Raw genomic sequence first — 25,046 nt, 5'->3', positions numbered from 1 at the left:
TCCGTAATTTAGTGTAGCAAAAAAAACAAAGGAACTGAACGAAAACGTCAGTTCCTTTGTTCTTCATCGCCCTCAAAATGGAAAACTTCTTCCATTTCATGTTTTTGCGGGCGTCTCATCAACTTTTTCACTTCATCGTGCGGACTTTTTCCTTCGAACAGCACGTTGTAGAGCGCTTCCGTGATCGGCATGTCGACGCCGGCTTCGCGGGCAAGTGTATGCGCCGCTTCACAGGCACGCACACCTTCGACGACCATACCCATCTGATCGAGTACGTCTTCAAGCTTCTCTCCACGTCCGATGGCGTTACCAGCTCGCCAGTTTCGGCTGTGCTGTGACGTCGCGGTCACGATCAGATCACCGATCCCGGTCAAGCCCGAGAACGATGCCGGGTTGGCGCCGAGTTTGACACCGAGCCGGGCGATCTCGACGATGCCACGCGTCATGAGGGCAGCTTTCGCATTGTCGCCGTATCCGAGCCCGTCCGTCATCCCGGCGGCGAGGGCGATAATGTTTTTAAGCGCGCCCCCGTATTCCGCTCCGATGACGTCAGAGTTCAAATAGACTCGGAACTGATCGTTTGTGAGCAGTTCTTGAATCTCATCAGCGACAAATAAATCCTCACACGCGATCGTGATCGTCGTCGGTTTGCGGACGGCCACTTCCTCGGCGTGGGTCGGGCCCGTCAAAACACCGATGGCTCGACGTTTTGACGGATCGATCTCTTCAGCGATGATCTCAGACAACCGCTTATGCGTCTTCGGTTCGATCCCTTTTGCGGCATGAACGATCGTGACCGGTTCCGTGAGCAGATCGTTCACTTCACGGGAAACCGGACGAATCGCCGAGCTCGGGACGACGAGGAAAATAATCGAGCGACCGAGAACCGCCTCTTTCAAATCGGTCGTTGCCCGGATCGACGCCGGAAGCGGCACATCTTTCAAGTAAGTCGAATTCGTATGCGACGTGTTGATCTCATGGACGTGATCTTCCTCACGTCCGTAGAGCATGACGTCGTGTCCATTGTCAGCGAGGACGAGCGATAATGCCGTTCCCCAGCTTCCTGCACCAATGACAGCTACTTTTGCCATATGAGGCACCCCCATTACTAATTTTTCTGACGAGCCACGATGTGAATCGGTGTACCAGTAAAGTCAAATGCGCGGCGAATCTGGTTATCTAGATAACGTTTGTACGAGAAGTGAAGCAACTCGGGATCGTTGACGAACAACACGAACGTCGGTGGCTCGATCGCCACTTGCGTCGCATAGTTGATCTTGAGTCGTTGTCCTTTGTCCGTTGGTGTCGGGTTCATCGCGACCGCGTCGACGATGACATCGTTCAACACGCTCGTCGAAATACGCTGACGGTGTGATTCGGCAACTTGATTGATGACAGGCAGAAGCGTTTGCAACCGTTTCGACGTGAGTGCCGATAAGAATACGATTGGCGCATAGTCGAGGAACAGGAATTCCTTGCGGATCTTCTCTTCCATCTTCTTCATCGTCTTGTCGTCTTTCTCGACAGCGTCCCATTTGTTGACGACGAGCACGATCGCTTTCCCTGCTTCGTGGGCAAGTCCTGCGACGCGTTTGTCTTGCTCGATGATGCCTTCTTCACCGTCGATGACGACAAGGACGACGTTCGAGCGTTCAATCGCCTTTTGGGCACGCATGACACTATAACGTTCTGTCGATTCATATACTTTGCCGCGCTTACGCATACCGGCCGTGTCGATGATGACGTACTCTTGGCCGTCACGTGTGAACGGTGTATCGATCGCATCGCGCGTCGTTCCGGCGATCGCCGAGACGATGACACGCTCTTCACCGAGAATCGCGTTCGTCAAACTCGATTTCCCGACGTTCGGGCGACCGATGAGCGAGAACTGAATGACATCTTCGTTGTATTCGTAATCGTCTTTGTCCGGCGCGAGTTCGAGGACACGATCTAACAGATCGCCAAGACCGAGCCCGTGTGTTCCCGAGATCGGGAACGGGTCGCCAAACCCGAGCGAGTAGAACTCATACATGAGCTCACGCATCTCGAAGTTATCGACTTTGTTGACGGCTAGCACGATCGGCTTGTTCGAACGGAACAACAAGTTCGCGACTTCTTCATCCGCTGCCGTGATCCCTTCACGACCGTTTACCATGAAGACGATGACGTCCGCCTCATCGATTGCGAGTTCGGCTTGATGACGCATCTGAACGAGAAGCGGCTCATCACCGACCTCGATCCCGCCTGTGTCGATCAAATGAAACTTTCGGTTCAACCACTCACCCGTACCGTAAATACGGTCGCGTGTAACTCCCGGTTTGTCATCGACGATCGATACGCGATCACCGATGATCCGGTTGAAAATCGTGGATTTCCCAATATTCGGGCGGCCTACGATGGCCACTGCTGGAATTCCCATATAAACACCTCTTTAACTTTCATTCAAAAAATTATCGTTCTTATTTGCAACTGTACAATTATAGCACAGTCGAATATTAGTGACTATACAAAAAGAAGCGGGAGTATGACTCCCGCTTGAAGGACCGTCTTATTTAGAATCGTCCGAGGCGTTTTCACCTGTCAGTTCAGATACAGAGAATCCGCCTTGATCGCTATATTCGTCAAGCAGCGACTGCTCTTCATCATCGCGTGAACCGTCTTCTGATTCGAGTGCACGCATCGACAATGAGATTTTCTTCTCATCGAGATGGACGTCGAGCACTTTCACTTTCACTTCTTGTCCTTCAGACAAGACTTCAGATGGCGTCGCGATGTGTCGGTTCGCAATCTGAGAAATATGGAGCAACCCTTCGACTTGCGGCGCGACTTCGACGAACGCACCAAACGTGACGATGCGTTTGACTTTCCCCGCGATCACGTCCCCAGGTTGAATCTTGCCTTCAACCGATTCCCACGGTCCCGGTTGCGTCTCTTTGATCGACAATTTCACTTTTTCATTGTCGAGGTCAAGACCAAGTACTTTCACTTTCACTTTGTCACCTTCTGTGACGACATCACTCGGTTTTTCAACACGACTATGAGCCATCTCAGAAATATGGACGAGACCGTCGACGCCGCCGATATCGACGAACGCACCAAAGTCAGTTAGACGTTGGACGGTTCCTTCGATAATTTGACCGACTTCGAGCGATTCAAGCGTTTCCGCCTTCTTCGCACTCATCTCTGCCTCTGCCACTGCTTTATGCGACAAGATGACGCGATTTTTTTCACGATCCATCTCGACGACTTTAACTGTAATCGGCTTGTGCAAGTATGATGAGAAATCTTCGACGAAGTGGTTTTCTACGAGTGAAGCCGGGATAAAGCCGCGGATGCCGATATCGACGACAAGACCGCCTTTGACCTTATCTTTCACCATGACTTCAAATACTTCGCCCGATTCGAATTTTTCAACGATTTGATCCCAAGCTGCCTCGGCATCTACGTCTTTCTTCGATACGACAACCTCTTCATCCGTGACCTTTTTCACTTTGACACGGATTTCGTCGTTGACATGGAGTGATTCGTTTAAATCGTCTAAATGCATGCTTGATACTTCGCTGATTGGCAAAATCGCCTCGGTTTTGTAACCGATATCAATTAACGCTTGCTTGTCCTCGATTTTGACGACGATACCGGTCACGATTTGACCTCGATTAATTTCAAAATCAGGCATATCTTTCATTTCTTCGACCATTCCAACACTACCCCCTCACGATGAGTACAAAAAGGAGCGCCCTAAGGCGCTTAACACCTAGTATAAACTTCTTATAATTCGACAGATTTGTCAAGGTGTTATCAGGTTTGTTCCTCTCATTGCAACAGATTAAACCTGAAATTAGCGAACGTTCTGTGAATGGGTCATGTACAGTTCGGCGATTGTCGCCATGATCAAATCGGCGGCGTCTTGGGCACTCGCTTTGTCCGCTTTCAGTTGCGAGAAGTCGACCGGTTTGCCAATGACGACCTTCAACTTCGAACGGAACTTGTATTTACCGATGATCGCGATCGGAAGGACGGCAGCGTTTGAACGGAGGGCGAAAAAACCGACACCAGCCTGCGCCTTACCGAGCGATCCGTCTTTCGAACGGGTCCCTTCCGGAAAGATCGAGATGACCTCGTCCTCTTTCAACTTCTGAAGAACAGTACGTAGCGCTTGACGGTCTCCTTCCCCGCGTGACACCGGGATTTGCCCAGAGCGTGTCAAAATCCGTTTTAAAACCGGGACATCGAACAGCTCTTTTTTTGCAAAAAAACGAATTGGCCGTTGCTTCGGCACGGCACTGGCCAACAAGACGGGGTCCCAGTTCGACTGGTGGTTCGAACAGACGATGATCGAGCCGTCCTCAGGTACATTCTCACGACCGACATACTCGACGCGGAAGCTGAGCAGACGCATGATTCGAACGACGCCGACCGTTAACCGATACATCCCGAACGGGCCGTTATTGAGCGGCTTCATCGTTCGACCACCTGTTCCATGAGCTGTTCAACAGCCGTGACGACACCATCGATCGACAAATGGGTCGTGTCGAGGAAGTGGGCGTCATCCGCTTGACGGAGTGGAGCGACGACGCGCTCCGAGTCCCGCTTATCACGCAAGGCGATCTCTTGTTTCAATTGTTCGAAATCGCTCGGAAGACCTTTTGACACGTTCTCCTCGTGGCGACGACGGGCACGTTCCTCGACGGTCGCGGTCATGAACACTTTCAAGTCTGCCTCAGGCAATACGTGCGTTCCGATGTCGCGGCCGTCCATGACGATGCCGCCGTCCCGAGCCAAGTCACGTTGTAAATCCATAAGTGCGTCCCGGACCTCAGGCTGCCTTGCGACGAAACTGACGTTGTTCGTCACTTCACTCGTCCGAATGACTTCGGTCACTTCCTCGTCGCCGTCAAACACGCGTTGCCCGCTCTCGCTCGGGACGAGACGTAACTCCATCTTGCCGATCATCTCAGCGAGGGCGGGGCCGTCTTCTAATCCGACGTGCTGCTCGAGCGCGCGATATGTGACAGCCCGGTAGATTGCCCCGGTATCGATGTACACGTAACCTAACTTTTTAGCGAGCGTTTTAGCGATCGTGCTCTTGCCGGCTCCTGCCGGCCCATCTAATGCGATTTGTAGCGGTTTAGTCATAAAAATTGGGTATCGGCTCATTCCGATACCCACCTCCTCTCGGTCGTTTGTTCCGAGAACATCATACCAGTTTTTTAACGTGAAGAAAATACGGAGCCGGTCCGTTTTCTGGCTTCGAGCTGGGCCCGGAAACAATAACGTAAAATCGTCTCCTGGTCACGAGGCGTCAAGTCCTCAAAACAAAGTGACAGCTCGTGCTTTACGGCCTGCTCTTGAACCCGGACGAGACGGCTCTTGACGCGGAACGTCTGGGGCGTCCCTCGCTCGTCCTCGATGCGGAATACGACGATGACCGACTCATCGACGTCGACCGGCGAACGGTTCGCCACGACACGCATCCCGCCGGCCGATACGTCTAGTGACGTCGTCTCGAATGACGGAAACGCTTCGCCGTCTGCCGCGAGCACCGTCACGTTGATCATCTCCGGCACGCGCAAGTACTCGCGACGTTGGACCCGCTTGATTTTTTTCTCATCCGGCAAGTTAAACGCATAGCGAAGCGTCAGCTGGGCGTCACTGATCCGTTTCGTGACGACTGAATCGAAAGCGTACAGTTGATCTTCGCCTTTGAAAAAGTACAATCGCATCGGTTCATCCTCATGCAAAAAAAACGTCTTTAACGTCGCAATCTCGCTCGGAGATTCGATCCAGACGACACCACCGTTAATGGCAGCGATTTTCGTCTTCCCTTCGTTTCTCCCTTCAACTTCAACTCGTAACTCTTGACCAACTTTTAACATGAACCCGTTCCCCTTTTATCTATTTGTATTGACGACGATTTGATCGATTTGCAGTGCGGACGAGCAAGAGCGCGACCATCCATAGAATGACGATATAGAGGACGGCCGGCATCTTATCCGTCGATTCAACGAGTAAGATATAGTCAAACATTCCGTGCAGCAACGTTGCCGACATGACAGCGGTGAACAGCCAAAACCGTTCATGCGCGGAGTGTTTGGCCCGACCGAGACAAAAGCCCATCGCCACGGCGAAGAGCGCATGGCCGCTCACCGGCAAGACAGCTCGCCAAATCGCAATCTCGAGCGAGTCATAAACCCACAAGTATAGAAAATTCTCCAACGTGGCAAAGCCGAGTGAACAGGCGACCGCATAGAGAATCCCGTCGTAGTAATCATCAAAAACTTTATGTATGTATATTGTATAATAGATCATGAACCATTTAAAAAATTCTTCTAATAGAGCGGTGGCGACGAACGCTTGCCAAAACGGGCCGACAAGGACCCCTTCTTCCACAAACGCATATTGGACGAACATGATCGGAAAGACAAGAATGGCACCGGCGACAAACGAACGAATCACATAGCCGAGCGGTTCCGCTTCCAACTCATGCCGTAAATAGAAGTAGGAAAGAAGGGCGAATCCTGGCGCAACCGCAGACAAGGCGATTGCTATCATGATGCATCTCTCCTTTCTATCGTTAAGCATACACTGAATAAGCCGAAAGAAAAAGTAGCTAACGCCTAGAAAATGGAAGAAAAGGACAAAAAAAGTTGGAGGTCGACTATGAATCATCTATTACTCATCCATACCGGCGGCACGATCGCGATGTCGCAGACCGGTTCGGGCCACGTCTCACCAAGTGAGGTCAATCCGATTGACGCGACGTTGCCGAAAGCGACCGACATCGCAAAAATTACGACGAAGCACTTCTCAAACATTCCGTCTCCTCATATGACGCCCGAGAAGATGCTCGAGCTCGCCCAGTTCATCGCGCAGCAGTTGACGCAAGACACGTACGACGGCGTCGTCATCACCCACGGGACTGACACGCTCGAGGAGACGGCGTACTTCCTGCAGATCACGCTCGGTGCCCCCGTGCCGATCGTCTTGACGGGAGCGATGCGCTCGTCGAACGAGATCGGATCGGACGGCGAGTTCAATCTTATAACGGCGCTCCGGGTCGCAAGGAGCGAAGCCGCACGTGGCAAAGGGGTGCTCGTCGTCTTCAACGGCGAGATCCACTCGGCGTTCAACGTCACGAAGACGCACACCTCTTCCGTCGACACGTTCAAATCGGTCCACTTCGGAAACGTCGGGATGGTGACGAAGGACCACGTCCTCATCTACAGCCAACCGACAACGAGACAGCCGAAGATGATTCCAGCGATCACGAAACGGGTCGCCGTGTTGAAAGTTGTCGCCGGCATGGAACCCGACTTGCTAGAAGCCGTGCTCGACCTCGGCTACGACGGGCTCGTCCTCGAAGTGCTCGGTCAAGGAAACGTTCCACCGTCAATCGTCCCGGCACTCGAACGACTCGTCGACCACATCCCGGTCGTCATCGTCAGCCGCTGTTTTAACGGTATCGTTCAAGACGTGTACGGGTATGAGGGCGGCGGTAAACAACTGAAAGAGATGGGTATCATCTTCTCGAACGGTCTCAATTCGCAAAAAGCACGGCTCCGTCTTCTCGTCGAGCTCGAATCAGGCTCGTCGCAACCGGTCATGGAACACAGCTTCAGCTTCCAGCAGTGACTTGCCATCTCAGCCTTCGTTCCATACAATGAGGGATGAGGTGATTTCATTGGACAAACACGCGATCATTGTCGGTGCCGGCCCGTGCGGCCTGTCGGCGGCAATCGAATTAGAACGGGTCGGTATCTCGTGCACAATCATCGAACGAGGCAACATCGTCGATGCGATTTACCGCTATCCGACCCATCAGACGTTTTTCTCATCAGCCACTTTGCTTGAAATCGGGGACATCCCATTCATCTGTAAAGACTTAAAACCACATCGCCAAGACGCGCTCGTCTATTATCGTGAAGTCGTGAGCCGGACCGGGCTTGTCGTCAAACCGTTCGAGACGGTCGAATCGGTCGACCGTCGTGCCGACAAATTCATCGTCCGGTCCCGTCACGACCGCCACGGCGTCACAGAACGCCTTGCCGACTTCGTCGTTCTCGCGACCGGGTATTACGGACGACCCCGCAAGTTAGACGTCCCGGGAGAAGAACTCCCGCACGTGACCCATTATTTCAAAGAAGCACATCCGTTTTATCGGCAACACGTCACCGTCATCGGCGGAAAGAACTCGGCGGTCGATGCGGCCATCGAACTCGAGAAAGCCGGGGCATACGTCACGGTGCTCTACCGCGGTGACGGCTATAGCCCATCGGTCAAACCGTGGGTACTACCCGCTTTCGACTCCCTCGTTCGTCATGAAAAAGTACGTCTTGAGCTCGAGGCCGAAATCATTCGCATCGAACAGGACCATGTCGTCTATCGACAACACGGCGAAGAGAAACGGGTCGCAACGGACCACGTCCTCGCCATGACCGGTTACTTGCCTGACCACGGGCTGTTCTCGGCAGCCGGTGTGCTCGTCGACGACGAGACCGGCGTCCCGCAGTTTGACGAGGCGACGTATGAGACGAACGTCGATAACCTGTTCATCGCCGGCGTCGTCGCGGCCGGAAACGATGCCAACAAAATCTTCATCGAAAACGGCCGTTTCCACGGCCAAGCGATCGCCGAAGCGCTTCGGGAGCGTATCGGTGTGACATCGTCATAAACTTGTTCAACTAAAATGAGGAAGGACCCGGCTGCGGGTCCTTCCTCATTTTGCGATGTTCATCGGCAAGTCGCTATCATACCCAGCCACGGAAGCGCGAGGCCTCCGCCATTTTACGGACACCGACCATATAGGCAGCGAGACGCATGTCGACTTTCCGGGCTGATGACGTGTTGTATACCGTATTGAACGAATGGACGAGCACTTTTTCAAGCTTCGTTTCGACTTCTTCTTCCGTCCAATAGTAGCCTTGGTTGTTTTGGACCCATTCGAAGTAAGAGACTGTCACGCCGCCGCTTGAAGCGAGAACGTCAGGGACGAGCAAGATGCCGCGTTCTGTCAAAATACGCGTCGCTTCGTTCGTCGTCGGTCCGTTCGCCGCCTCGACGATGATCGACGCTTTGATGTTATCGGCGTTATCTTCAGTGATCTGGTTCTCGATTGCGGCCGGGACTAAAATATCACAGTCGAGCTCGAGCATCTCTTTGTTCGAAATCGTGTTCTTGAACAGTGTCGAGATCGTCCCGAACGAGTCGCGTCGATCGAGCAAGTATGGGATGTCGAGTCCGTTCTCATCATGGATCGCGCCATATGCGTCACTTACAGCGATGACTTTCGCTCCCACATCGTGCATGAACTTCGATAAGAAGCTGCCGGCGTTACCAAATCCTTGGACGACGACGCGCGCGCCTTTCAACTCGATCCCCCGGCGAAGCGCTGCCTCCCGGATCATGATGGCGACACCTTTTGCCGTCGCCGTCTCGCGACCGTGTGAACCACCGAGTACGAGCGGCTTACCGGTGATGAAGCCCGGTGAGTTGAATTCATCGATACGGCTGTACTCATCCATCATCCATGCCATGATCTGCGAGTTCGTAAACACATCAGGCGCCGGGATATCTTTGGTCGGACCTACGATTTGGCTGATCGCCCGGACGTAGCCGCGGCTCAACCGTTCGATTTCACGGAAACTCATCTCACGCGGATCGCAAACGATGCCCCCTTTACCGCCACCGTAAGGAAGATCGACGATCCCAGCCTTCAAGCTCATCCATATCGACAGCGCCTTGACTTCTACTTCCGTCACGCTCGGGTGGAAGCGAATCCCACCTTTCGTCGGGCCGACGGCATCGTTATGTTGCGCCCGATAGCCAGTGAAGATCTTCGTCGAACCGTCGTCCATGCGGACAGGGATACGCACGGTCAACATCCGAAGCGGCTCTTTCAACAGCTCGTACATCTCTTCTGGATAACCGAGTTTCTCGAGCGCCTCGTGGACAACTTCCTGTGTCGATTCAAGGATGTTTTTTCGTTTTTGATGACCTTTTTCTTGATCCGTAATCATGAAGGTTTCCTCCCCTAAATTGTCAATTCTCCCCCAAGAATCAACCTCGTATTCGTTTAAAAGTATAGCCGATAAGCAAGCATTTTGAAAGGGTTTTACAAAAATAATGAAAGCGTTTTCCAAAAAGCGGAGAAGGGGAATCCCTTCTTATTTCTCTAAGGCGAGCGCGATGAAACGCTCTAGCAATTCACCGTAAGAAATACCGGCGACGTTCGCACTGTCCGGGAACAGACTGAGCGGCGTCATCCCCGGGAGCGTGTTCGTCTCGAGGATGTAGGCCAATCCTTGCTCCGACACTAAGAAGTCAGAGCGTGAATAGCCGCTGCAGCCAAGGGCACGGTGCGCCTCAATCGCGGCCGCTTGCACTTCTTTCGTCAACGCCTCCGGCAATTCCGCCGGACAGACGTGAATTGACCCGCCTTCCGAATACTTAGACTCGTAGTCGTAAAATTCATTCTTCGGGATGATCTCGATGACCGGGAGGGCGTGCTCGTTCCCACGGTTGCCGAGCACCGGAACGGTCAGCTCACGACCTTTGATGTACTGTTCGACCAACACGGCCGTATCACATTGGAACGCCTTATCGATGCCCGCGCGTAGCATCGACTCGTCGGTCGCAATCGTCAGTCCGTTCGAAGATCCCTCTTGCGCCGGTTTGACGACACAAGGAAACTCGCCGCCCCATTCAGCCACTTTCAAATCGAGGTCATCCCCTGCTTGGACGAGGACGTCACGGGCGACACGAATACCTGAAGCGGCGAAAATGATTTTCGCGCGTGCCTTGTCCATCGCGAGAGCCGAAGCCAAGACGCCCGACCCTGTATAAGGGAGCTGCGCCATCTCGAGGAGCGACTGGACGCGACCGTCTTCTCCATACTTGCCGTGCAGGGCACTGACGACGACGTCTGCTTGAAGCGTCAATAACTCTTCAGCCCGATCCGGGTGAAAATCGATAGCCACGACTTCATGACCCCGTGTCTCTAACGCTTCGATCATACCTTTACCACTCGTAAGCGACACTTCACGCTCACCCGATACTCCACCATATAAAACAGCGACTTTCATTATATCTCTCCTTCAGCTAACTTCTCAAAAATTCAAGTTTTATCATACCATGTGTCAGCTGAAAACAATAGAAACAGAATAGTAAAAAAGCCGTACTTACGCGAACGTATCGTACAGCTGTTTCACTGCTTGTTCAGTTTGGATGGTCTTCCCGTACTCCATCATGAGATACGGGCTGACGGTCGTCGTTTTGCCATATTCAGACAGGATGGCGGCGAGCCGCTCCTCGACTTGCGGTTTGATAACTTCCACAAAATGTAAGTAGTAGCGGCCGTCATAATGATAGAGTGCCCCACCTTGGTCGGTATCTTGCATATGCGGAAACGCGCGAATCGACGCATTGATCACGTCTTCAATATCGTCAAACTGATAAATCAAATGGTGGATCACATCGATCGTCAACCGAATCTCGACTTGTTCTTGATCCGACTCCGCGACGACCGCATCGACTTTTTGAACATCGATGACGAGTCCATCGCGTGGAAACATCGTCACATTCAAGTCGACAGCACCTTGCGGCATGAACCCATATTCGGCCTCGGCCGTTTCAAGCAATTCCCGCCATAGTTCTTGACCGCTCTCTCCGACAATCGTATCGATGGCGATCCCTCGAATCGATAAGTCGCTCGCAGTCAAGTATACCCTCAAATGTTCTTTTGTCTGTTTTTCAAATCTCAAACGAAAACCTCCAAAGAAAAATCATTCTACTTAATAAGCTACTCCCGTTTTGTCGACCTGTCAAATGGTTGACAACCACTCGTTCCAAGCGTCAGGCGTATCTCCTAGAAACGCTCCTTCAAATTGCGACGCTTGTTGACTGACGGCGTATCCACCCGCACCGATGACGAGGTCCGGGTGCTCCGCTTGAATGTAACGCATCGCTTCTTGAAGATTGGCAATGTGCTCAGTCAACGTACACGAAAAGATTAAACATTTCGCATCGATATCATGGAGCGCTGTGCTCAAATCCTCTTTCGGGAACCCCGATCCGAGGAAAATGACGTCAAAGCCGTATTGTCTTAAATAGAGCGTCACGAACAAAAGGCCAATTTCATGCATCTCACCTGGGGCACAGACGCAAATGATCCGGGGCAAAAATGGATTCATCGGCATTTGAAGAGACAGCGTCGACAAGCGGGCTCGGAAAAAGGACGTCGCAAAGTGTTCGTGCGCGATCGTGATCGTCCCATTTTCCCAGCGTGTGCCGATATCCATCAGCAAAGGGCTAATGATATCTTTCGTCACTTTTTCAAAACTGAACGTGTTGAAGGCACGATTAATCAAATCGTGCGCTTTCCGTTCATCAAATTTGAGCAGCGCGTCCATTAATCCATCCTTCAATTCTTCGTCGTAGAGACGAGCAGGCTTTGGCTTCGGTGCCTCATGAAGTTGCTGAATCGCTTGCGAGACGGTCAACCCTTCGCGTTGTTTTTCAACGACCCATTTGATTTTTTCGACGTCTTGGTCGGAATACAATCGGTGACCTGAATCGGTCCGGCTCGGCTCGATAAACTGATAACGACGCTCCCAAGCCCGAATCGTCGTCGGGTTCACACCGGTCAATGACGCGACCGTCTTGATGGAGTACTTCGGCATAGCAGCCCTCCTCTCCTACAGGTTCTTCCCTTTCAGTATAGACCCATCATTTCAGCTTTACCTGTTTTATTGTGCAAATCTGTGAGAAACAGGTGTGACTTTTCCAATTCAAGTAAACCTCGCGAACATGTTGAAACAAAATAAAAAAATACGGCGTCTCCACCGTATCATCAGAAAAATAATGTATGACGTCCTATATATAAAAATGCGAGGATAATCGCAAACATCGTCAAAGTCAGCATCATAGCCAGCGGTCGTTTCAACCAATTATCATTTAATTTTTCTTTCCGCTCGTGCTCTTGCCGTTCCGACCGAGACGGCAACGTGTCCACGACTTTTTCACGAAGAGAATCTGCTTGGTTTCGATGTCGCAACGTGTGCCCTCCTTTACCTTTTTTATCATTTTACTATGATATCAATCAAAGGAAAAGATGCGCGCCAACCGATGTTTCCAATCTGTCACATTTTTAGACACAACTTGAACCGACGGCGGGAATGAAATCTCACCACAGACGTCACAGCAATCGGCTTGTTTGACCGGTTGCTCCGAAAAGTAATTCAGCAAGTAATCGCGCCGGCACTTCTTGATGAGCGCGTAGTCAATCATTTGGCCGAGCTGGCGGTACCGGGCCCGCTTTCTCTCTTTTACCCAATCGACCGCATCGGCAAGCGTGCGTTCGGCGAGCATTTGGTTTAGCAAGCCCCATACCGGATCTTCCTCGTTCATCTTCAACAGCCGCGGTAATTGCGACAAGCTCGTTCCGTTGTCCCGTTCTAGATAAGCCACGCGGATGTCTTTATCTTTCGGGTACTGTTGATCGATTAAAAACTGTTGGATCCGTTCATCCCCTTCGGCATACAGTAAGACGGCAAACGCCGGTTCGCCGTCCCGGCCGGCCCGGCCGATTTCTTGCATGTACGCCTCGAGCGTCGCCGGCAGTTGGAAATGGATGACAGAGCGCACGTTATCTTTGTTGACGCCCATCCCGAACGCACTCGTACATACCATGATCGCAACTTCATCGCGTAAAAATTGCGATTGAACGAGGCGCCGATCCTCGGTCGACATCCCGCCATGATAAAACAAGGCGTCATCGAGTTGAAGCGCGAGCGCTTCAGCTTCCCGTCGTGTCGCCGTATAGATGACGGCCGGTGTCGGCATTTCTCGAACGAGTTCGATCAGTCGCGGCATCTTTTGTTCCGTCTCGAGCCGTTCGACGATGAGACGGATCTCAGGTCGATTGGCCGAATGGACGAACTGGGACGGCGAGAATAAAGCTAATTTCTCGATAATATCCCGTTTCACGTTTTCCGGGGCCGTCGCCGTGACGGCCATGCATTGCGGGCTTCCGAGTTGTTTACGGAGCTCCCCGAGCCGTGCGTATTCCGGCCTGAATTCGTGACCCCATTGCGAGATACAGTGCGCTTCATCGATGACGAGCATTTGAATCGGAGTCCTTGCGAGCGCCCGGGTCACGTGCGGCACAGCGAGCTGTTCGGGAGATAGGTATAAGAACCGATAGCGCTTCAAATGATTCAGTATGTCTTGCTTCTCTTCTAACGTCTCCATCGACGTCAGTCTCGCCACGCCACGCTCGCCGCGCTCCCGAATATGGAGCATTTGGTCTTCGATCAACGACAAGAGCGGTGAGACGATAATCGTCAAGCCTTCATTCTTTAAATACGACGGGAGTTGGAACGTCAATGATTTCCCGGCACCCGTCGGCATGATCGCCAACACGTCCTGCCCTTCGGCGACCGCTTCGATGACGTCACGCTGTCCGGGACGAAACGTCTCGTGACCGAACACACGCTTCAACGTTTTTTCATACAAATGTCTCACCTCGTTTCAATCTCGCGAACACTAACCGAATTTGGAAGTAACTGAGATTGTCGGTTTTCTCGAAGATCGGCTTTAGCGCCCAGCTGTCTTCTTCCCGTAACCGTTCGACTTCGGCAATCGCGTCGGCTGGCACGAATTGATCGAGCGGGAAGTCGTCCAAATACATCGCCATCTCGACGACGTGGTCTTCGATCGTGCTCGTGCGCAGGCGCCTGATCGATTGTACTTGCGCGAACGTGCGACCGGCCGAAAACAAATCGAACGATTCACGCGCCGATAACGTCATCCGCTCATCCGACAATCCGTGGGCAAACCCTAGTATTTTAGCATCTCGCGGCACAGTCCGTAACAGCGCGTTCCATCCGGCCAAGAAATAAAGCCGTGCCGTCCGAGCATCGACGTCAAGGAGCGTCGCGATCTGTTCATACGTGTATCCCGTCTCGAACGCCCCGGTGAAACGATAGACGACTGCCGTCGCATATGGATCACCGACCGTTTCAAGCGCTGTTTCGAGTTCTTGATGAAACGAGGCGATCAGTTCTTTCCACTCTCGTTCCGTTCGCACGATTTGCTTGACCCACCGCTCGGCCATCCGATCGGCTTGAACCGGATAAAACGTGCGCTCGTGTTCGAGTGACATGAACGTCTGGATAAATAAACTGAGACGTTTCCATGTCATCGTCGTATAGTCCCGGTACTCGCCACCGAGCCGGTCAAACAACTGGCTGACCGCGTCCGGACTAGCGAGCATACTTCCGGCTTCGGTTAACGTGAACGTCGCCCGATTGAGCCAGCCTCTTTTCTCAAACGAGACTAACAGCTTCTCATAATCATATTTCGTATAAGGGAACAGTCCGAAAATCGGTTCAAGGTCATAAAAAAAAGCATCTTGGAGCGTCGTCGCCGAACGTTTTCCGTTTAAAACGTGAAACAGGCTACGTTCGCTGCGCTCCCCTTTTAAGCGTTGAATCGATAGGAGCAACACTCCGTCGGCTAAATGAACCATCCTTCCACCCTCTCTCATTATCACTATCCCTCCAAAACGTTATTCGTTTCCTCATTGAAATATTAGGGTATGTAGACTACAATTACTCATAGTCAGTAGAAAGTCATTTCTATGCAGAGAGACGAAATGTTTGGAGGGTTACAAATGGCAAAATTTACTATCGTTGACAAAGATACATGTATCGCATGTGGTGCTTGTGGAGCAGCTGCTCCCGACATCTTCGACTATGATGACGAAGGTCTCGCCTTCAACTTGATGGACGACAACACAGGCACAGTCGAAGTACCTGACGAACTGTCGGAAGATTTGATGGACGCGTTCGAAGGATGTCCGACCGACTCAATCAAAGTCGCTGATGAATCGTTCGATGGCGACGCACTCAAATACGAATAAGAGAGACATGTGTGTCAAGTTGACACACATGTCTTTTTTTAACGGGCCGCTCTTCTAAACCCGGCCGCCTCGGCCTCTCCTTCCGTACAGAACATTTCCTCCGGGTTCGTGCGTTCATAGCTCGCACCGTCCGGCACGTGATAAATTTTCTCGCCGTCCCGATTAATGTTCCCTTTAATGTCACACGCTTCGCTCGGCTCCGGTCGAGGTTTCGCCGGTCGCGCCGCTCCATGGTCGAAACCGTTGCCGGTCACGTAGTCCTCGATGCTCCAAATGCCGAGCAGCTCGCGCCGGGCAGCGCGTTCGACATCGCGGAACGCATCGATGTGCTGGGTGTTCGGGGCGTAAACGTACGCGACGCGTGCGAGACCGCGACGCAGCAGCTCTTCATTGAGCATCGCATCATCATACCATACGTAAGCGAGCGTCCGCTGATAGCGGTCGTAGCGCCCGACGTCGTACTCGAGGACGATCGTCTCACCTTCCGATAACCAACGCGCGACGAACGCCTTCGCGTCCTCACCGAACGGTTGGACCGGCAACGTCGGATGACTCGTCTCAGGCGTGTCGACGAGCAGGAGTCGAATCGACTCGGTCGCACCGCTCTCAAACTCGACTTTAAGCGTATCGCCATCGATGACGCGGTCTAACGTGACCGTCTCCGTCTTGCCGATCGGCGCTCGGACTTTTGTCCCGACGTCCGCTGCCGGGTAATCCGACTCGAGTTCGACGAGCGATTCCGGCGGCTCGATTTGCTCGGCGAACCAGTCATCGACCGAGCAACCGGCTAACGAAACGCTCAGCACGAGAACGAGCAGTAGTTGCCACCATTGTTTCAATTGTCTCACCTCTACACCAGTATAACAAAAAAGGTTGTTTGACTTAAGCGTCAAACAACCTTGGCAAAACGAGACATATGTCCTTTCCCTCGTCAGCGCTTCCCTTTAATATACGGGATACCAACTGATCTCGGAGCGTCCGCTCGTCCGACGACACCTGCTAGGGCGAGGATCGTCAACGCGTACGGCGCGATCAAGAGCAATACTTGCGGTACGTTATTGATGACCGGCAAGTTACTGCCGATGATCGATAGCGCTTGGGCGAACCCGAAGAATAGACCAGCGCCCAGGGCACCGAGCGGGTTCCATTTTCCGAAGATCATCGCGGCAATGGCGAGGAAGCCTTGTCCGACGATCGTCGTCCCACTGAAGTTGGTCGTAACCGTGACGGCATAGACCGCACCAGCCAAACCACCGAACGCACCTGAGAGCATGACGCCCATGAAGCGCATCTTCGTGACGTTGATTCCCATCGTGTCCGCCGCCATCGGATGTTCACCGACTGAACGAAGACGAAGACCGAACGGCGTCTTAAAGATGACGAACCAGACGACGAACGCGAGGATGATCGCGATGAACGACGTGTATTGGACGTTGATGAAGAACATGCGGAGCACCGGGATGTCTGACAGAATCGGCACGTTCTCTTTGGCGATCCGATACTCGATGAAATCGGTCTGTCCTTTATTGTAAAGAACCCGAACGACGAAGATGGCGAGCCCGACGGCGAGCATGTTGATCGCGACACCGAGAACGGTTTGGTCAGCCCGCCAGAGGATGGCAGGAACGGCCAAGAACAGCGAGAACAGCGCGCCGACGACCATGGCGATCAACAGTGAGAGCCACGGGCTGAGCCCGCCAAATCCCATATCGGTCAGTGTGAGCGTGACGATGATCCCCGTCGCCGCACCGATGACCATGATGCCTTCTAGAGCGATGTTGACGACACCCGAACGTTCACTGAAAATGCCGCCGAGCGCCGCGATGATGAGTGGAGTCGCATAGGCTAACGCAACCGGAACGACGATGTAGAGTACTTCTAAGAAGCTCATTTTTTCTCCACTCCTTTCTTACGGTTTCCTTTAAGTTTTTCAATCACATAGTTTAAAGCATACCCTGACGCCACGAAGATGACGATGGCGGCAATGATGACTTTGACGAGTTCAGACGGGATGTTGGCCCCGAGTTGCATCGCAAGTCCGCCGATGTTGAGACCGGCGAACAAGATGGCTGCCAGGAAGACACCGACCGCCGTGTTCGCACCGAGCAGGGCGACAGCGATCCCGTCGAATCCGACGCCGGTGAACGACGCGCTGAGCGTCATTCCGTTGAACGTCCCGAGACCTTCCATCGCGCCGGCAAGTCCGGCGAACATTCCAGAGATGACGAACGAGAGAATGATGTTCCGGTTAACGCTCATCCCCGCATACTGCGAGGCGTGTTTGTTAAATCCGACGGCACGAAGCTCATACCCGAGCGTTGTCCGTTGCAAGATGTAGTAGTAGACGATCGCTGCGAGCACGGCGATGAGAATACCCCAGTGCAGACGCGAGAACGTCGTCAATTCTTGCAGCAACGGCGAGGCGAGCGAGGCCGAGTCTTTAATATCATCGGTCCGTTCGTTCGTCACACCGATGACGCCACGCAAAATCGCGTTCGTCGTGTAGAGGGCGATATAGTTCATCATGATTGACGTGATAACTTCATGGACGTGGAACTTGGCTTTCAAGAAACCAGGCACGAACGCCCATAGCGCTGCCGCGAACATGGCCGCGAGAAGCGCGAGCGGCAAGTGAATGAACATCGGTAAGTCAAAATTGATCCCGACATAAACCGCTGCCACCCACCCGATCAAGACTTGACCTTCGACACCGATGTTGAACAGTCCGGTCCGGAAAGCGAACGCGACGGCCAAACCTGAGAAAATGAGCGGTGCTGCCGCACGGAGCGTCTCACCGATCGCATACGGGCTGCCGACCATGCCGCTGAACAGTGATGAGAACCCTTGGACCGGGTTGTAACCACCGATGAGCATGACGATCGCACCGACAAGTAGTCCCATCAAGATCGACAAAAGCGGGATAAGAAGTCGATTAAATTGTAGCTTGTTCATACTGTTTCTTCCCCTCTCTTACCGCCGGCCATCAAGAAGCCAAGCTCTTGCTCGGTCGTTTCTTTCGGGTCGCGAATTCCGACGATCTTTCCTTCGTATAAAACGGCGATCCGGTCGGAGACGTGAAGGATTTCTTCAAGCTCGAACGAGATGAGCAGGACGGCGCGTCCTTTCTCCCGTTCTTTAATGAGTTGCTCGTGAATGAATTCGATGGCACCGACATCGAGCCCCCGCGTCGGTTGCGCGGCGATCAACAAGTCTGGTGACCGGTCGACCTCTCGGGCGATGATCGCTTTTTGTTGGTTACCGCCAGATAACGCGCGGGCCGGCACGTCGATTGATGGAGTTCGGACGTCAAACTTCTCAATCAACGCTTTCGCTTTCTCAGCGACGGCTTTATAGTTCATCAAGCCACGCTTTGAGAACGGCTCTTTATAGTACGTTTGGAGCACCATATTGTCACGGATCGAGTAGTCGAGGACGAGTCCGTGCTTGTGACGGTCTTGCGGGATGTGCCCGACACCGGACTCTGTCACTTTACGCGGCGTGAAGCCGGTCACGTCTTTCCCGTTCAATAAGATTTTACCTGCTTCAGGCTTTTTCAGACCTGAAAGCGCTTCAATTAATTCAGTCTGACCGTTCCCGTCAATCCCGGCGATACCGAGAATCTCCCCAGAACGAATTTGTAAATCCAAGCCTTCGACGACTTTCAGTCCGCGGCTGTCTTTGACGACGAGCTGTTGAACGTCGAGCACGACTTGCTGTGGATCTGCCTTGGAATATTCCGCATCAAAGTTTACTTCACGCCCGACCATCATCTCGGCTAAGCTATCTTCATTCACGGTCTCGTCGACTTCGACGGTACCGATATAGCGTCCGCGACGAATGACCGTACAACGGTCGGCGACTTGCATGATTTCTTTTAATTTATGCGTGATCAAGATGATCGATTTGCCTTCTTCAATGAGACGCTTCATGATTTGAATGAGTTCTTGGATTTCTTGCGGCGTCAAAACAGCTGTTGGCTCATCAAAAATCAAGATTTCAGCCCCGCGGTAGAGCGTTTTCAAAATTTCGACACGCTGTTGCATCCCGACCGAAATATCTTCGATTTTGGCATCAGGATCGATGCGAAGACCGTATTGCTCCGAGATGTCCATTACTTTTTTACGAGCCGTCGCCCGGTCGACTGTCAATCCACTTCTCGGTTCAGACCCGAGGATGATGTTCTCGGTCACCGTGAACTTCTCGACGAGCATGAAGTGTTGGTGTACCATGCCGATTCCAAGTTCGTTGGCGATGTTCGGATTTTCAATATTCACTTTCTCCCCGCGCACTCGAATCTCTCCACCTTCTGGTTGGTAGAGACCGAACAAGACGTTCATAAGCGTTGATTTCCCGGCACCGTTCTCGCCGAGCAGCGCATGAATCTCGCCTTTGCGAAGTTGGAGGGTGATGTTGTCGTTGGCTACGAACGTTCCGAACTCTTTGCGAATATTGAGCATTTCAATTACATATTCCAAGAAAGTCCACCCCTAACTTTAAGTAAAGGGAGACCGCATGGGTCCCCCCTAACTCAATGAATTATTTTACTGTCTTCATGAACTCTTCGAACTCAGCGTCAGTCGCTGGCGCCGTGAGTTCTCCGTCGATCAACTGTTGACGGTACTCTTCTACTTTGTCAAGAATCTCAGCAGATACATGCTTGTCAGATGTTTCAGCGATACCGACGCCGTCATCTTTCAAACCAAATTCGATGATCTCGCCACCTGGGAAGTTTCCATCCATCGTCTGTTTCGATACTTCGTAAGTCGCCGTATCAACACGTTTGACCATTGAAGTAAGGGTTACATCTTCAGGAAGTCCTTCTTCGTACTGGTCACGGTCAACTCCGATGACCCATACTTTTTCACCGTTCTTCTTACGGTTTTTCGCTTCTGTGAAGACACCGACACCCGTTCCGCCTGCTGCGTGATAGATGATGTCAGAGCCTGCTCCATACATACCTGAAGAGATTGCCGTTCCTTTTTCAGCTGAGTTGAAGTCTTCAGCGTACTTGACGTCAATTGTCGCGTCTGGGTTGACGGCCATGACACCCGCTTTATATCCGTTCTCGAACTTCTTGATCAAGTCTGACTCGACGCCGCCGATGAAGCCGACTTTGTCCGTTGTCGTTGTGAGACCTGCGACGACACCGACGAGGAACGAACCTTCTTGTTCTTTAAACGTGATTGACGCGACGTTCGGTGCGTCAACGACCATGTCGACGAGCGCAAAGTTGTTGTCCGGGAACTGCTCGGCCACTTTCTTGATGTCTTCACCCATCAAGAAACCGATACCGTAGATCAAGTTGAAGTTATCGCGTGCCAATTGCTGCAAGTTTGGCTGATAGTCCGCTTGTTTCGAAGATTGAAGATATTTGTAGCCTTCGTTTTCAGTCAAGTTGTTGTCCGCTCCGAACTTTTGAAGACCTTCCCAAGCTGATTGGTTGAACGATTTGTCGTCAACGCCGCCAGTATCGGTTACCATCGCGACTTTGAAGTCGCTGCCTTCGCCGCCTTCGCCGTTTGAAGTAGTACCCTCGTTGTCATCCCCACCGCATGCTGCGAGTACTGTTGAGAGCGTGAGACCTGCTGCTAAAGCTGAAAGAATCGTTTTTTTCTTGTTCATCATCGTCGTGTTTCCCCTTTCGGATCATAACAATTAAGGTTGTCATGTCATCAGTCGTCTTTACACCGGTATAAGAAAGCGCTTTCACGCCATTCCCCAAAAATAACCATTTCCGCCTTACAAGAACTTGCTTAGACGCGTTTGCGAACGACGTGGAAGTCGAAGCGGTCCGCTCGGAAAAAGTTTGCCGAATCGAGCAACGGTAAATCGCTCTCATCGTAATGCAGTTGTTTTAAAGCGAGTAACGGTTGGTCCGTTTGAAGTTGGGTCGAGATCTCTGAACTGACACTCGGTTCGATGTGCGTGATCGCGTATGCGACCCGACGTCCTACCTCTTTTTCAAGCGCATCGAATAACGACTTTCCTTCTGTCAATGCTTCAGGATTAGAAACGAGATGGGCTGGAATTTTATCCACGCAGTATACGACCGGTGTTTCATCTGCGTAACGAATCCGGACAATCCGATAAATCGGTGAGTTCGGTTCAATTTTCAGACGCTCAGCTTCTCTCTCTGTCGCTAACACTTTTTCGGCCACCAATACTTTTGTTCCTGGTGTCATCTTGGCGCGCATAATCATGTCCGTCACACTGAACAGTTCCTCGATCCCAGAAGTGAATGGGGGTTTTGAACTGATGAATGTCCCAACACCATGTTTCCGCACGACAAATTTCTCGTCTTCGAGAATGCGAAGCGCTTCTCGGAGCGTCGCTCGACTGACTCCTAGTTGCTTCGACAACTCGAATTCTGAAGGAAGTTTCTCTCCTTCACGATAGACACCATCGTCGATATCCTGCTTGATTTTCTCAATCACGCGAAGATAGAGCAAGCGATGATCGAGCTTGATCGACATGGGCCTCACCACCTTTACCTATTTCTTACCAGTGCTCAGACATCTGACGTATGAATGTCCTTGCCAATTCTAAGTATAGGGATTCCGCAAAAAGAACGCAATACTTTTTTGTTCGGAATCAAGGAAATGTTTTAAAGCCAAGGGATTATGTATACCACTTAGTCTATATTACCTGTTCTACGAGTGTTTGAAAAGAAATCGTAAAATGAAAACGGTATTAAAAAATGAAAGCGTTTCAACGTTTTCAGTAGTATGTCTCAATAGGTCATATAGTCCAGATGTGCTATATAACTTCTACTGTACATGTTTATCCGACGCGAGGTAACTGAATTGACGATACTTTTAAAAACAAACAAAAAACGAACTATTTCGAACGCTTTCGTTCTTATAGTTCGTTTTTAGTATTATGCATCTTGTTGGTTAACGAGTACTTTCCGTGGCTTCGATCCTTCCGAAGGACCGACGTACCCTGCTTGTTCGAGCGAATCAATCAAGCGGGCCGCCCGGTTATAACCGATTCGGAATCTTCGTTGAATCATCGAAGTCGACGCCGTTTCTTGCGTCAAGATGAATTGGACGACTTCTTCGAACAACGAGTCGTCCGAGTCGATCGTCGTCACTTCTTCTTCTTTTGGCATCATCGCCTCGACGTACTGGGCCCGCTGCTGGGCGATGACATGGTTGACGACCGTCTCGATTTCCTGATCAGAGACGAACGCCCCTTGGACGCGTACCGGCTTGTTCATTCCGTTCGCGAGCATGAGCATATCACCTCGACCAAGTAGCTTCTCAGCTCCCCCGCCGTCGAGGATCGTTCTTGAATCGGTCGCTGACGAGACCGCGAACGCGATCCGGGACGGGATGTTCGCTTTAATGACACCCGTGATGACGTCGACGGATGGACGTTGCGTCGCCAGTACCATATGGATACCGGCCGCTCGCGCCATCTGGGCGAGCCGCATAATCGCGTCCTCGACATCGTTTGAGGCGACCATCATCAAGTCGGCCAACTCGTCCACGATGACGACGATGAACGGGAGCCGTTTAGCGTCTTCGTCCTCTGACTTGTCGACGAGGTCGTTGTAGCCCTCGATGTTACGGACACCGTAGCGGCTAAACAGCTCGTAGCGGCGCTCCATCTCGGCAACGACTTGCTTGAGCGCTTGAGCCGCTTTTTTCGGATCCGTCACGACCGGCGTCAATAAATGTGGGACGCCGTTATAGACGTTCAACTCGACCATCTTCGGGTCGATCATCATGAGGCGGACTTGATCTGGCCGCGTCCGCATCAAAATAGACACGATCATCCCATTGATACAGACCGACTTCCCGGAGCCGGTCGACCCTGCGACGAGTAGATGAGGCATCTTGTTCAACGCGATCGTGACCGTCTCACCGCTAATACTGCGACCGAGCGCGACGAGGAGCGGTGCCTCATCGCGTTTGACAGGCTCCGCTTCTAACACTTCACGCAGACAGACCGGCGCGACTTCTTGGTTCGGGACTTCGATGCCGATGGCCGCCTTCCCTGGGATCGGTGCTTCGATGCGAATGTCTTTGGCGGCAAGTGCGAGTGCGAGATCATCACTCAATGAAGTGATCCGGCTCACTTTGACGCCGATGTCCGGTTGCAGCTCGTACTTCGTGACAGTCGGACCGAGATGGATTTTGAGCACTTTCACCCCGACGCCGAACGACTTGAGCGTTTGGACGAGTTTCGTCGCGTTCGCCTTCAATCGTGCGTTCTCCCCTGACAAGTCGGTCACGACCGGTTCACTTAAAATCGTGAACTTCGGCAATTCGTATGTCGCAGACACGTCCTGAGCCGCTGTCATCATCATGTCCTCGGTCGGAAGATCTGATACGACCTCGCTCTTCACGGTCTCGTCAGACGCTTTCTGACGCTTCTCGGCGTCGACGGTCTCACTAAACCCGACAATCGGGATATCATGCATGACGATGGCGTCCGCCTCGGCCTCCACTTCTTGAGGCTTGGCTGTTGACTCGGACGCGCGTGCGTCGACCCGCTTCTTCTCAGTCGGTTTCGGTTTGGCGGGTGTACGTTCCCGGTCACGCCATTCTTGTTTAACCGCAACGAAACTTTCGAGCAACCGGTTCCCGATCGTCCGCCAAATCGCCGGAGACAGAAGCGAGATACCGACGACGAGGCTGCTGATGCCAAGGAAGATAATCCCGAAGTCCGATAGTAAGTATTGGTTCAATCCGTAGAGCGCCCCGTTCACCACTCCCCGTTCCGTTCCCCACACCATGTCCCCGAACAATAGGAAGGACACGAACAGCAAGAAGATGCCGGCTCGTTGGATCGGACGGAAATCGTTCAAGAATACGAGCAAGATGAATGCGACGATCAAATATGTGAGTGCACCCCAGCCCCCAAACAGCGTCGTCGCAAACGTCGCTGTCTGAGTCCCGACCCAGCCGAACTCGAACAGCGAAAAGATGAACGCGATCATCGACAAGATAAAGCCGGCCCAACCATATGTACGAAGTGGGATTGGCTGTTTCCGCTTACGATTCCTCGTCGTCGGTCGCGGCTTACGCTTCACCGGGGTCTTTCTCGTTTTTTGTGCCAACTTCTATTCCTCCTAAAAAAAGAGGCAAAAGTCAGATGACTTTTGCCTCGATCTCAATTC

General features: G+C 52.2%; 24 protein-coding genes. 3 read left to right on the top strand and 21 right to left on the bottom strand.

What is annotated here, in order from left to right; genetic code table 11:
- Positions 1–47: 47 nt before the first annotated feature.
- From EVJ28_RS01470 to prsW, 7 genes are all read right to left on the bottom strand, one after another.
- Complete coding sequence (locus EVJ28_RS01470) at positions 48–1,091, bottom strand: NAD(P)H-dependent glycerol-3-phosphate dehydrogenase (protein WP_131456138.1); 1,044 nt, start codon at positions 1,089–1,091, stop codon at positions 48–50.
- Positions 1,092–1,108: 17 nt separating this feature from the next.
- Complete coding sequence (gene der / locus EVJ28_RS01465) at positions 1,109–2,419, bottom strand: ribosome biogenesis GTPase Der (RefSeq protein WP_035386714.1); 1,311 nt, start codon at positions 2,417–2,419, stop codon at positions 1,109–1,111.
- A gap of 129 nt (positions 2,420–2,548) precedes the next feature.
- Positions 2,549–3,697, bottom strand: a complete 1,149-nt coding sequence (rpsA, locus tag EVJ28_RS01460; RefSeq protein ID WP_070327437.1) for a 30S ribosomal protein S1 — start codon at positions 3,695–3,697, stop codon at positions 2,549–2,551.
- A gap of 141 nt (positions 3,698–3,838) precedes the next feature.
- Entirely contained in the window at positions 3,839–4,462 is a 624-nt protein-coding gene (locus EVJ28_RS01455; RefSeq protein WP_131456140.1) for a lysophospholipid acyltransferase family protein, read from the bottom strand.
- Entirely contained in the window at positions 4,459–5,136 is a 678-nt protein-coding gene (gene cmk / locus EVJ28_RS01450) for a (d)CMP kinase (RefSeq protein ID WP_131487875.1), read from the bottom strand. Before cmk ends, EVJ28_RS01455 begins: the two co-directional genes overlap by 4 nt.
- Positions 5,137–5,210: 74 nt before the next feature.
- Positions 5,211–5,876, bottom strand: a complete 666-nt coding sequence (locus EVJ28_RS01445) for a flagellar brake protein (RefSeq protein ID WP_070327440.1) — start codon at positions 5,874–5,876, stop codon at positions 5,211–5,213.
- Between the two features lie 19 nt (positions 5,877–5,895).
- A complete protein-coding gene (gene prsW / locus EVJ28_RS01440) occupies positions 5,896–6,552 on the bottom strand; it encodes a glutamic-type intramembrane protease PrsW (protein WP_131456142.1) in 657 nt (218 codons plus the stop codon).
- A 108-nt stretch (positions 6,553–6,660) separates the two neighbouring features.
- Between prsW and EVJ28_RS01435 the strand changes: the two genes are divergently transcribed.
- Together EVJ28_RS01435 and EVJ28_RS01430 are read left to right on the top strand one after the other, a co-directional pair.
- Positions 6,661–7,632: an asparaginase gene (locus tag EVJ28_RS01435; protein WP_070327442.1), complete on the top strand. Its 972-nt coding sequence runs from the start codon at positions 6,661–6,663 to the stop codon at positions 7,630–7,632.
- A gap of 28 nt (positions 7,633–7,660) precedes the next feature.
- Entirely contained in the window at positions 7,661–8,671 is a 1,011-nt protein-coding gene (locus tag EVJ28_RS01430; protein WP_131456327.1) for a YpdA family putative bacillithiol disulfide reductase, read from the top strand.
- A 76-nt stretch (positions 8,672–8,747) separates the two neighbouring features.
- Here EVJ28_RS01430 and EVJ28_RS01425 read toward each other — a convergent pair whose 3' ends face one another.
- The 7 genes from EVJ28_RS01425 to EVJ28_RS01395 form a co-directional block, all read right to left on the bottom strand.
- Positions 8,748–10,016, bottom strand: a complete 1,269-nt coding sequence (locus tag EVJ28_RS01425; protein ID WP_131456144.1) for a Glu/Leu/Phe/Val family dehydrogenase — start codon at positions 10,014–10,016, stop codon at positions 8,748–8,750.
- Positions 10,017–10,163: 147 nt separating this feature from the next.
- Complete coding sequence (locus tag EVJ28_RS01420) at positions 10,164–11,081, bottom strand: D-alanine--D-alanine ligase (protein ID WP_131456146.1); 918 nt, start codon at positions 11,079–11,081, stop codon at positions 10,164–10,166.
- A 96-nt stretch (positions 11,082–11,177) separates the two neighbouring features.
- Positions 11,178–11,759 (bottom strand): adaptor protein MecA, encoded by a 582-nt coding sequence (locus EVJ28_RS01415; RefSeq protein ID WP_131487846.1) that lies wholly within the window; start codon positions 11,757–11,759, stop codon positions 11,178–11,180.
- 60 nt (positions 11,760–11,819) lie between these two features.
- The gene (locus tag EVJ28_RS01410; RefSeq protein WP_131467753.1) at positions 11,820–12,677 is read right to left on the bottom strand and encodes a MerR family transcriptional regulator; all 858 of its coding nucleotides are present in this window, start codon (positions 12,675–12,677) and stop codon (positions 11,820–11,822) included.
- Between the two features lie 170 nt (positions 12,678–12,847).
- Complete coding sequence (locus tag EVJ28_RS01405) at positions 12,848–13,051, bottom strand: hypothetical protein (RefSeq protein WP_070327448.1); 204 nt, start codon at positions 13,049–13,051, stop codon at positions 12,848–12,850.
- 41 nt (positions 13,052–13,092) lie between these two features.
- Positions 13,093–14,520, bottom strand: a complete 1,428-nt coding sequence (locus EVJ28_RS01400; RefSeq protein WP_131456150.1) for a RecQ family ATP-dependent DNA helicase — start codon at positions 14,518–14,520, stop codon at positions 13,093–13,095.
- Positions 14,504–15,526 (bottom strand): YpbB family protein, encoded by a 1,023-nt coding sequence (locus tag EVJ28_RS01395; RefSeq protein WP_070327450.1) that lies wholly within the window; start codon positions 15,524–15,526, stop codon positions 14,504–14,506. Before EVJ28_RS01395 ends, EVJ28_RS01400 begins: the two co-directional genes overlap by 17 nt.
- 144 nt (positions 15,527–15,670) lie before the next feature.
- Here EVJ28_RS01395 and EVJ28_RS01390 point away from each other — a divergent pair, with 144 nt between their 5' ends.
- On the top strand, positions 15,671–15,919 hold the full coding sequence (locus EVJ28_RS01390; RefSeq protein WP_016510114.1) for a ferredoxin: 249 nt from the start codon (positions 15,671–15,673) through the stop codon (positions 15,917–15,919).
- Between the two features lie 38 nt (positions 15,920–15,957).
- Here the strand turns inward: EVJ28_RS01390 and EVJ28_RS01385 are convergent, their stop codons facing one another.
- The 7 genes from EVJ28_RS01385 to EVJ28_RS01355 form a co-directional block, all read right to left on the bottom strand.
- Positions 15,958–16,767, bottom strand: a complete 810-nt coding sequence (locus EVJ28_RS01385) for a thermonuclease family protein (RefSeq protein ID WP_131487844.1) — start codon at positions 16,765–16,767, stop codon at positions 15,958–15,960.
- A gap of 83 nt (positions 16,768–16,850) precedes the next feature.
- Positions 16,851–17,810: an ABC transporter permease gene (locus tag EVJ28_RS01380; RefSeq protein WP_070327452.1), complete on the bottom strand. Its 960-nt coding sequence runs from the start codon at positions 17,808–17,810 to the stop codon at positions 16,851–16,853.
- Positions 17,807–18,871: an ABC transporter permease gene (locus tag EVJ28_RS01375; protein ID WP_131456154.1), complete on the bottom strand. Its 1,065-nt coding sequence runs from the start codon at positions 18,869–18,871 to the stop codon at positions 17,807–17,809. The genes EVJ28_RS01380 and EVJ28_RS01375 overlap by 4 nt, the downstream gene beginning before the upstream one ends.
- Complete coding sequence (locus EVJ28_RS01370; RefSeq protein WP_131456156.1) at positions 18,868–20,394, bottom strand: ABC transporter ATP-binding protein; 1,527 nt, start codon at positions 20,392–20,394, stop codon at positions 18,868–18,870. The genes EVJ28_RS01375 and EVJ28_RS01370 overlap by 4 nt, the downstream gene beginning before the upstream one ends.
- Before the next feature lie 61 nt (positions 20,395–20,455).
- Positions 20,456–21,541 (bottom strand): BMP family lipoprotein, encoded by a 1,086-nt coding sequence (locus tag EVJ28_RS01365; protein ID WP_131456329.1) that lies wholly within the window; start codon positions 21,539–21,541, stop codon positions 20,456–20,458.
- A gap of 131 nt (positions 21,542–21,672) precedes the next feature.
- Positions 21,673–22,392: a GntR family transcriptional regulator gene (locus EVJ28_RS01360; protein ID WP_016510124.1), complete on the bottom strand. Its 720-nt coding sequence runs from the start codon at positions 22,390–22,392 to the stop codon at positions 21,673–21,675.
- 404 nt (positions 22,393–22,796) lie between these two features.
- Entirely contained in the window at positions 22,797–24,986 is a 2,190-nt protein-coding gene (locus EVJ28_RS01355) for an FtsK/SpoIIIE family DNA translocase (RefSeq protein ID WP_236634002.1), read from the bottom strand.
- Positions 24,987–25,046: the final 60 nt, after the last annotated feature.

The organism is Exiguobacterium sp. SH3S3 (assembly GCF_004337115.1).
GTDB lineage: Bacteria > Bacillota > Bacilli > Exiguobacteriales > Exiguobacteriaceae > Exiguobacterium > Exiguobacterium aurantiacum_A.
Note: the sequence above shows the minus strand (reverse complement) of the source record. Positions and strands in the feature narration are given on the sequence as shown.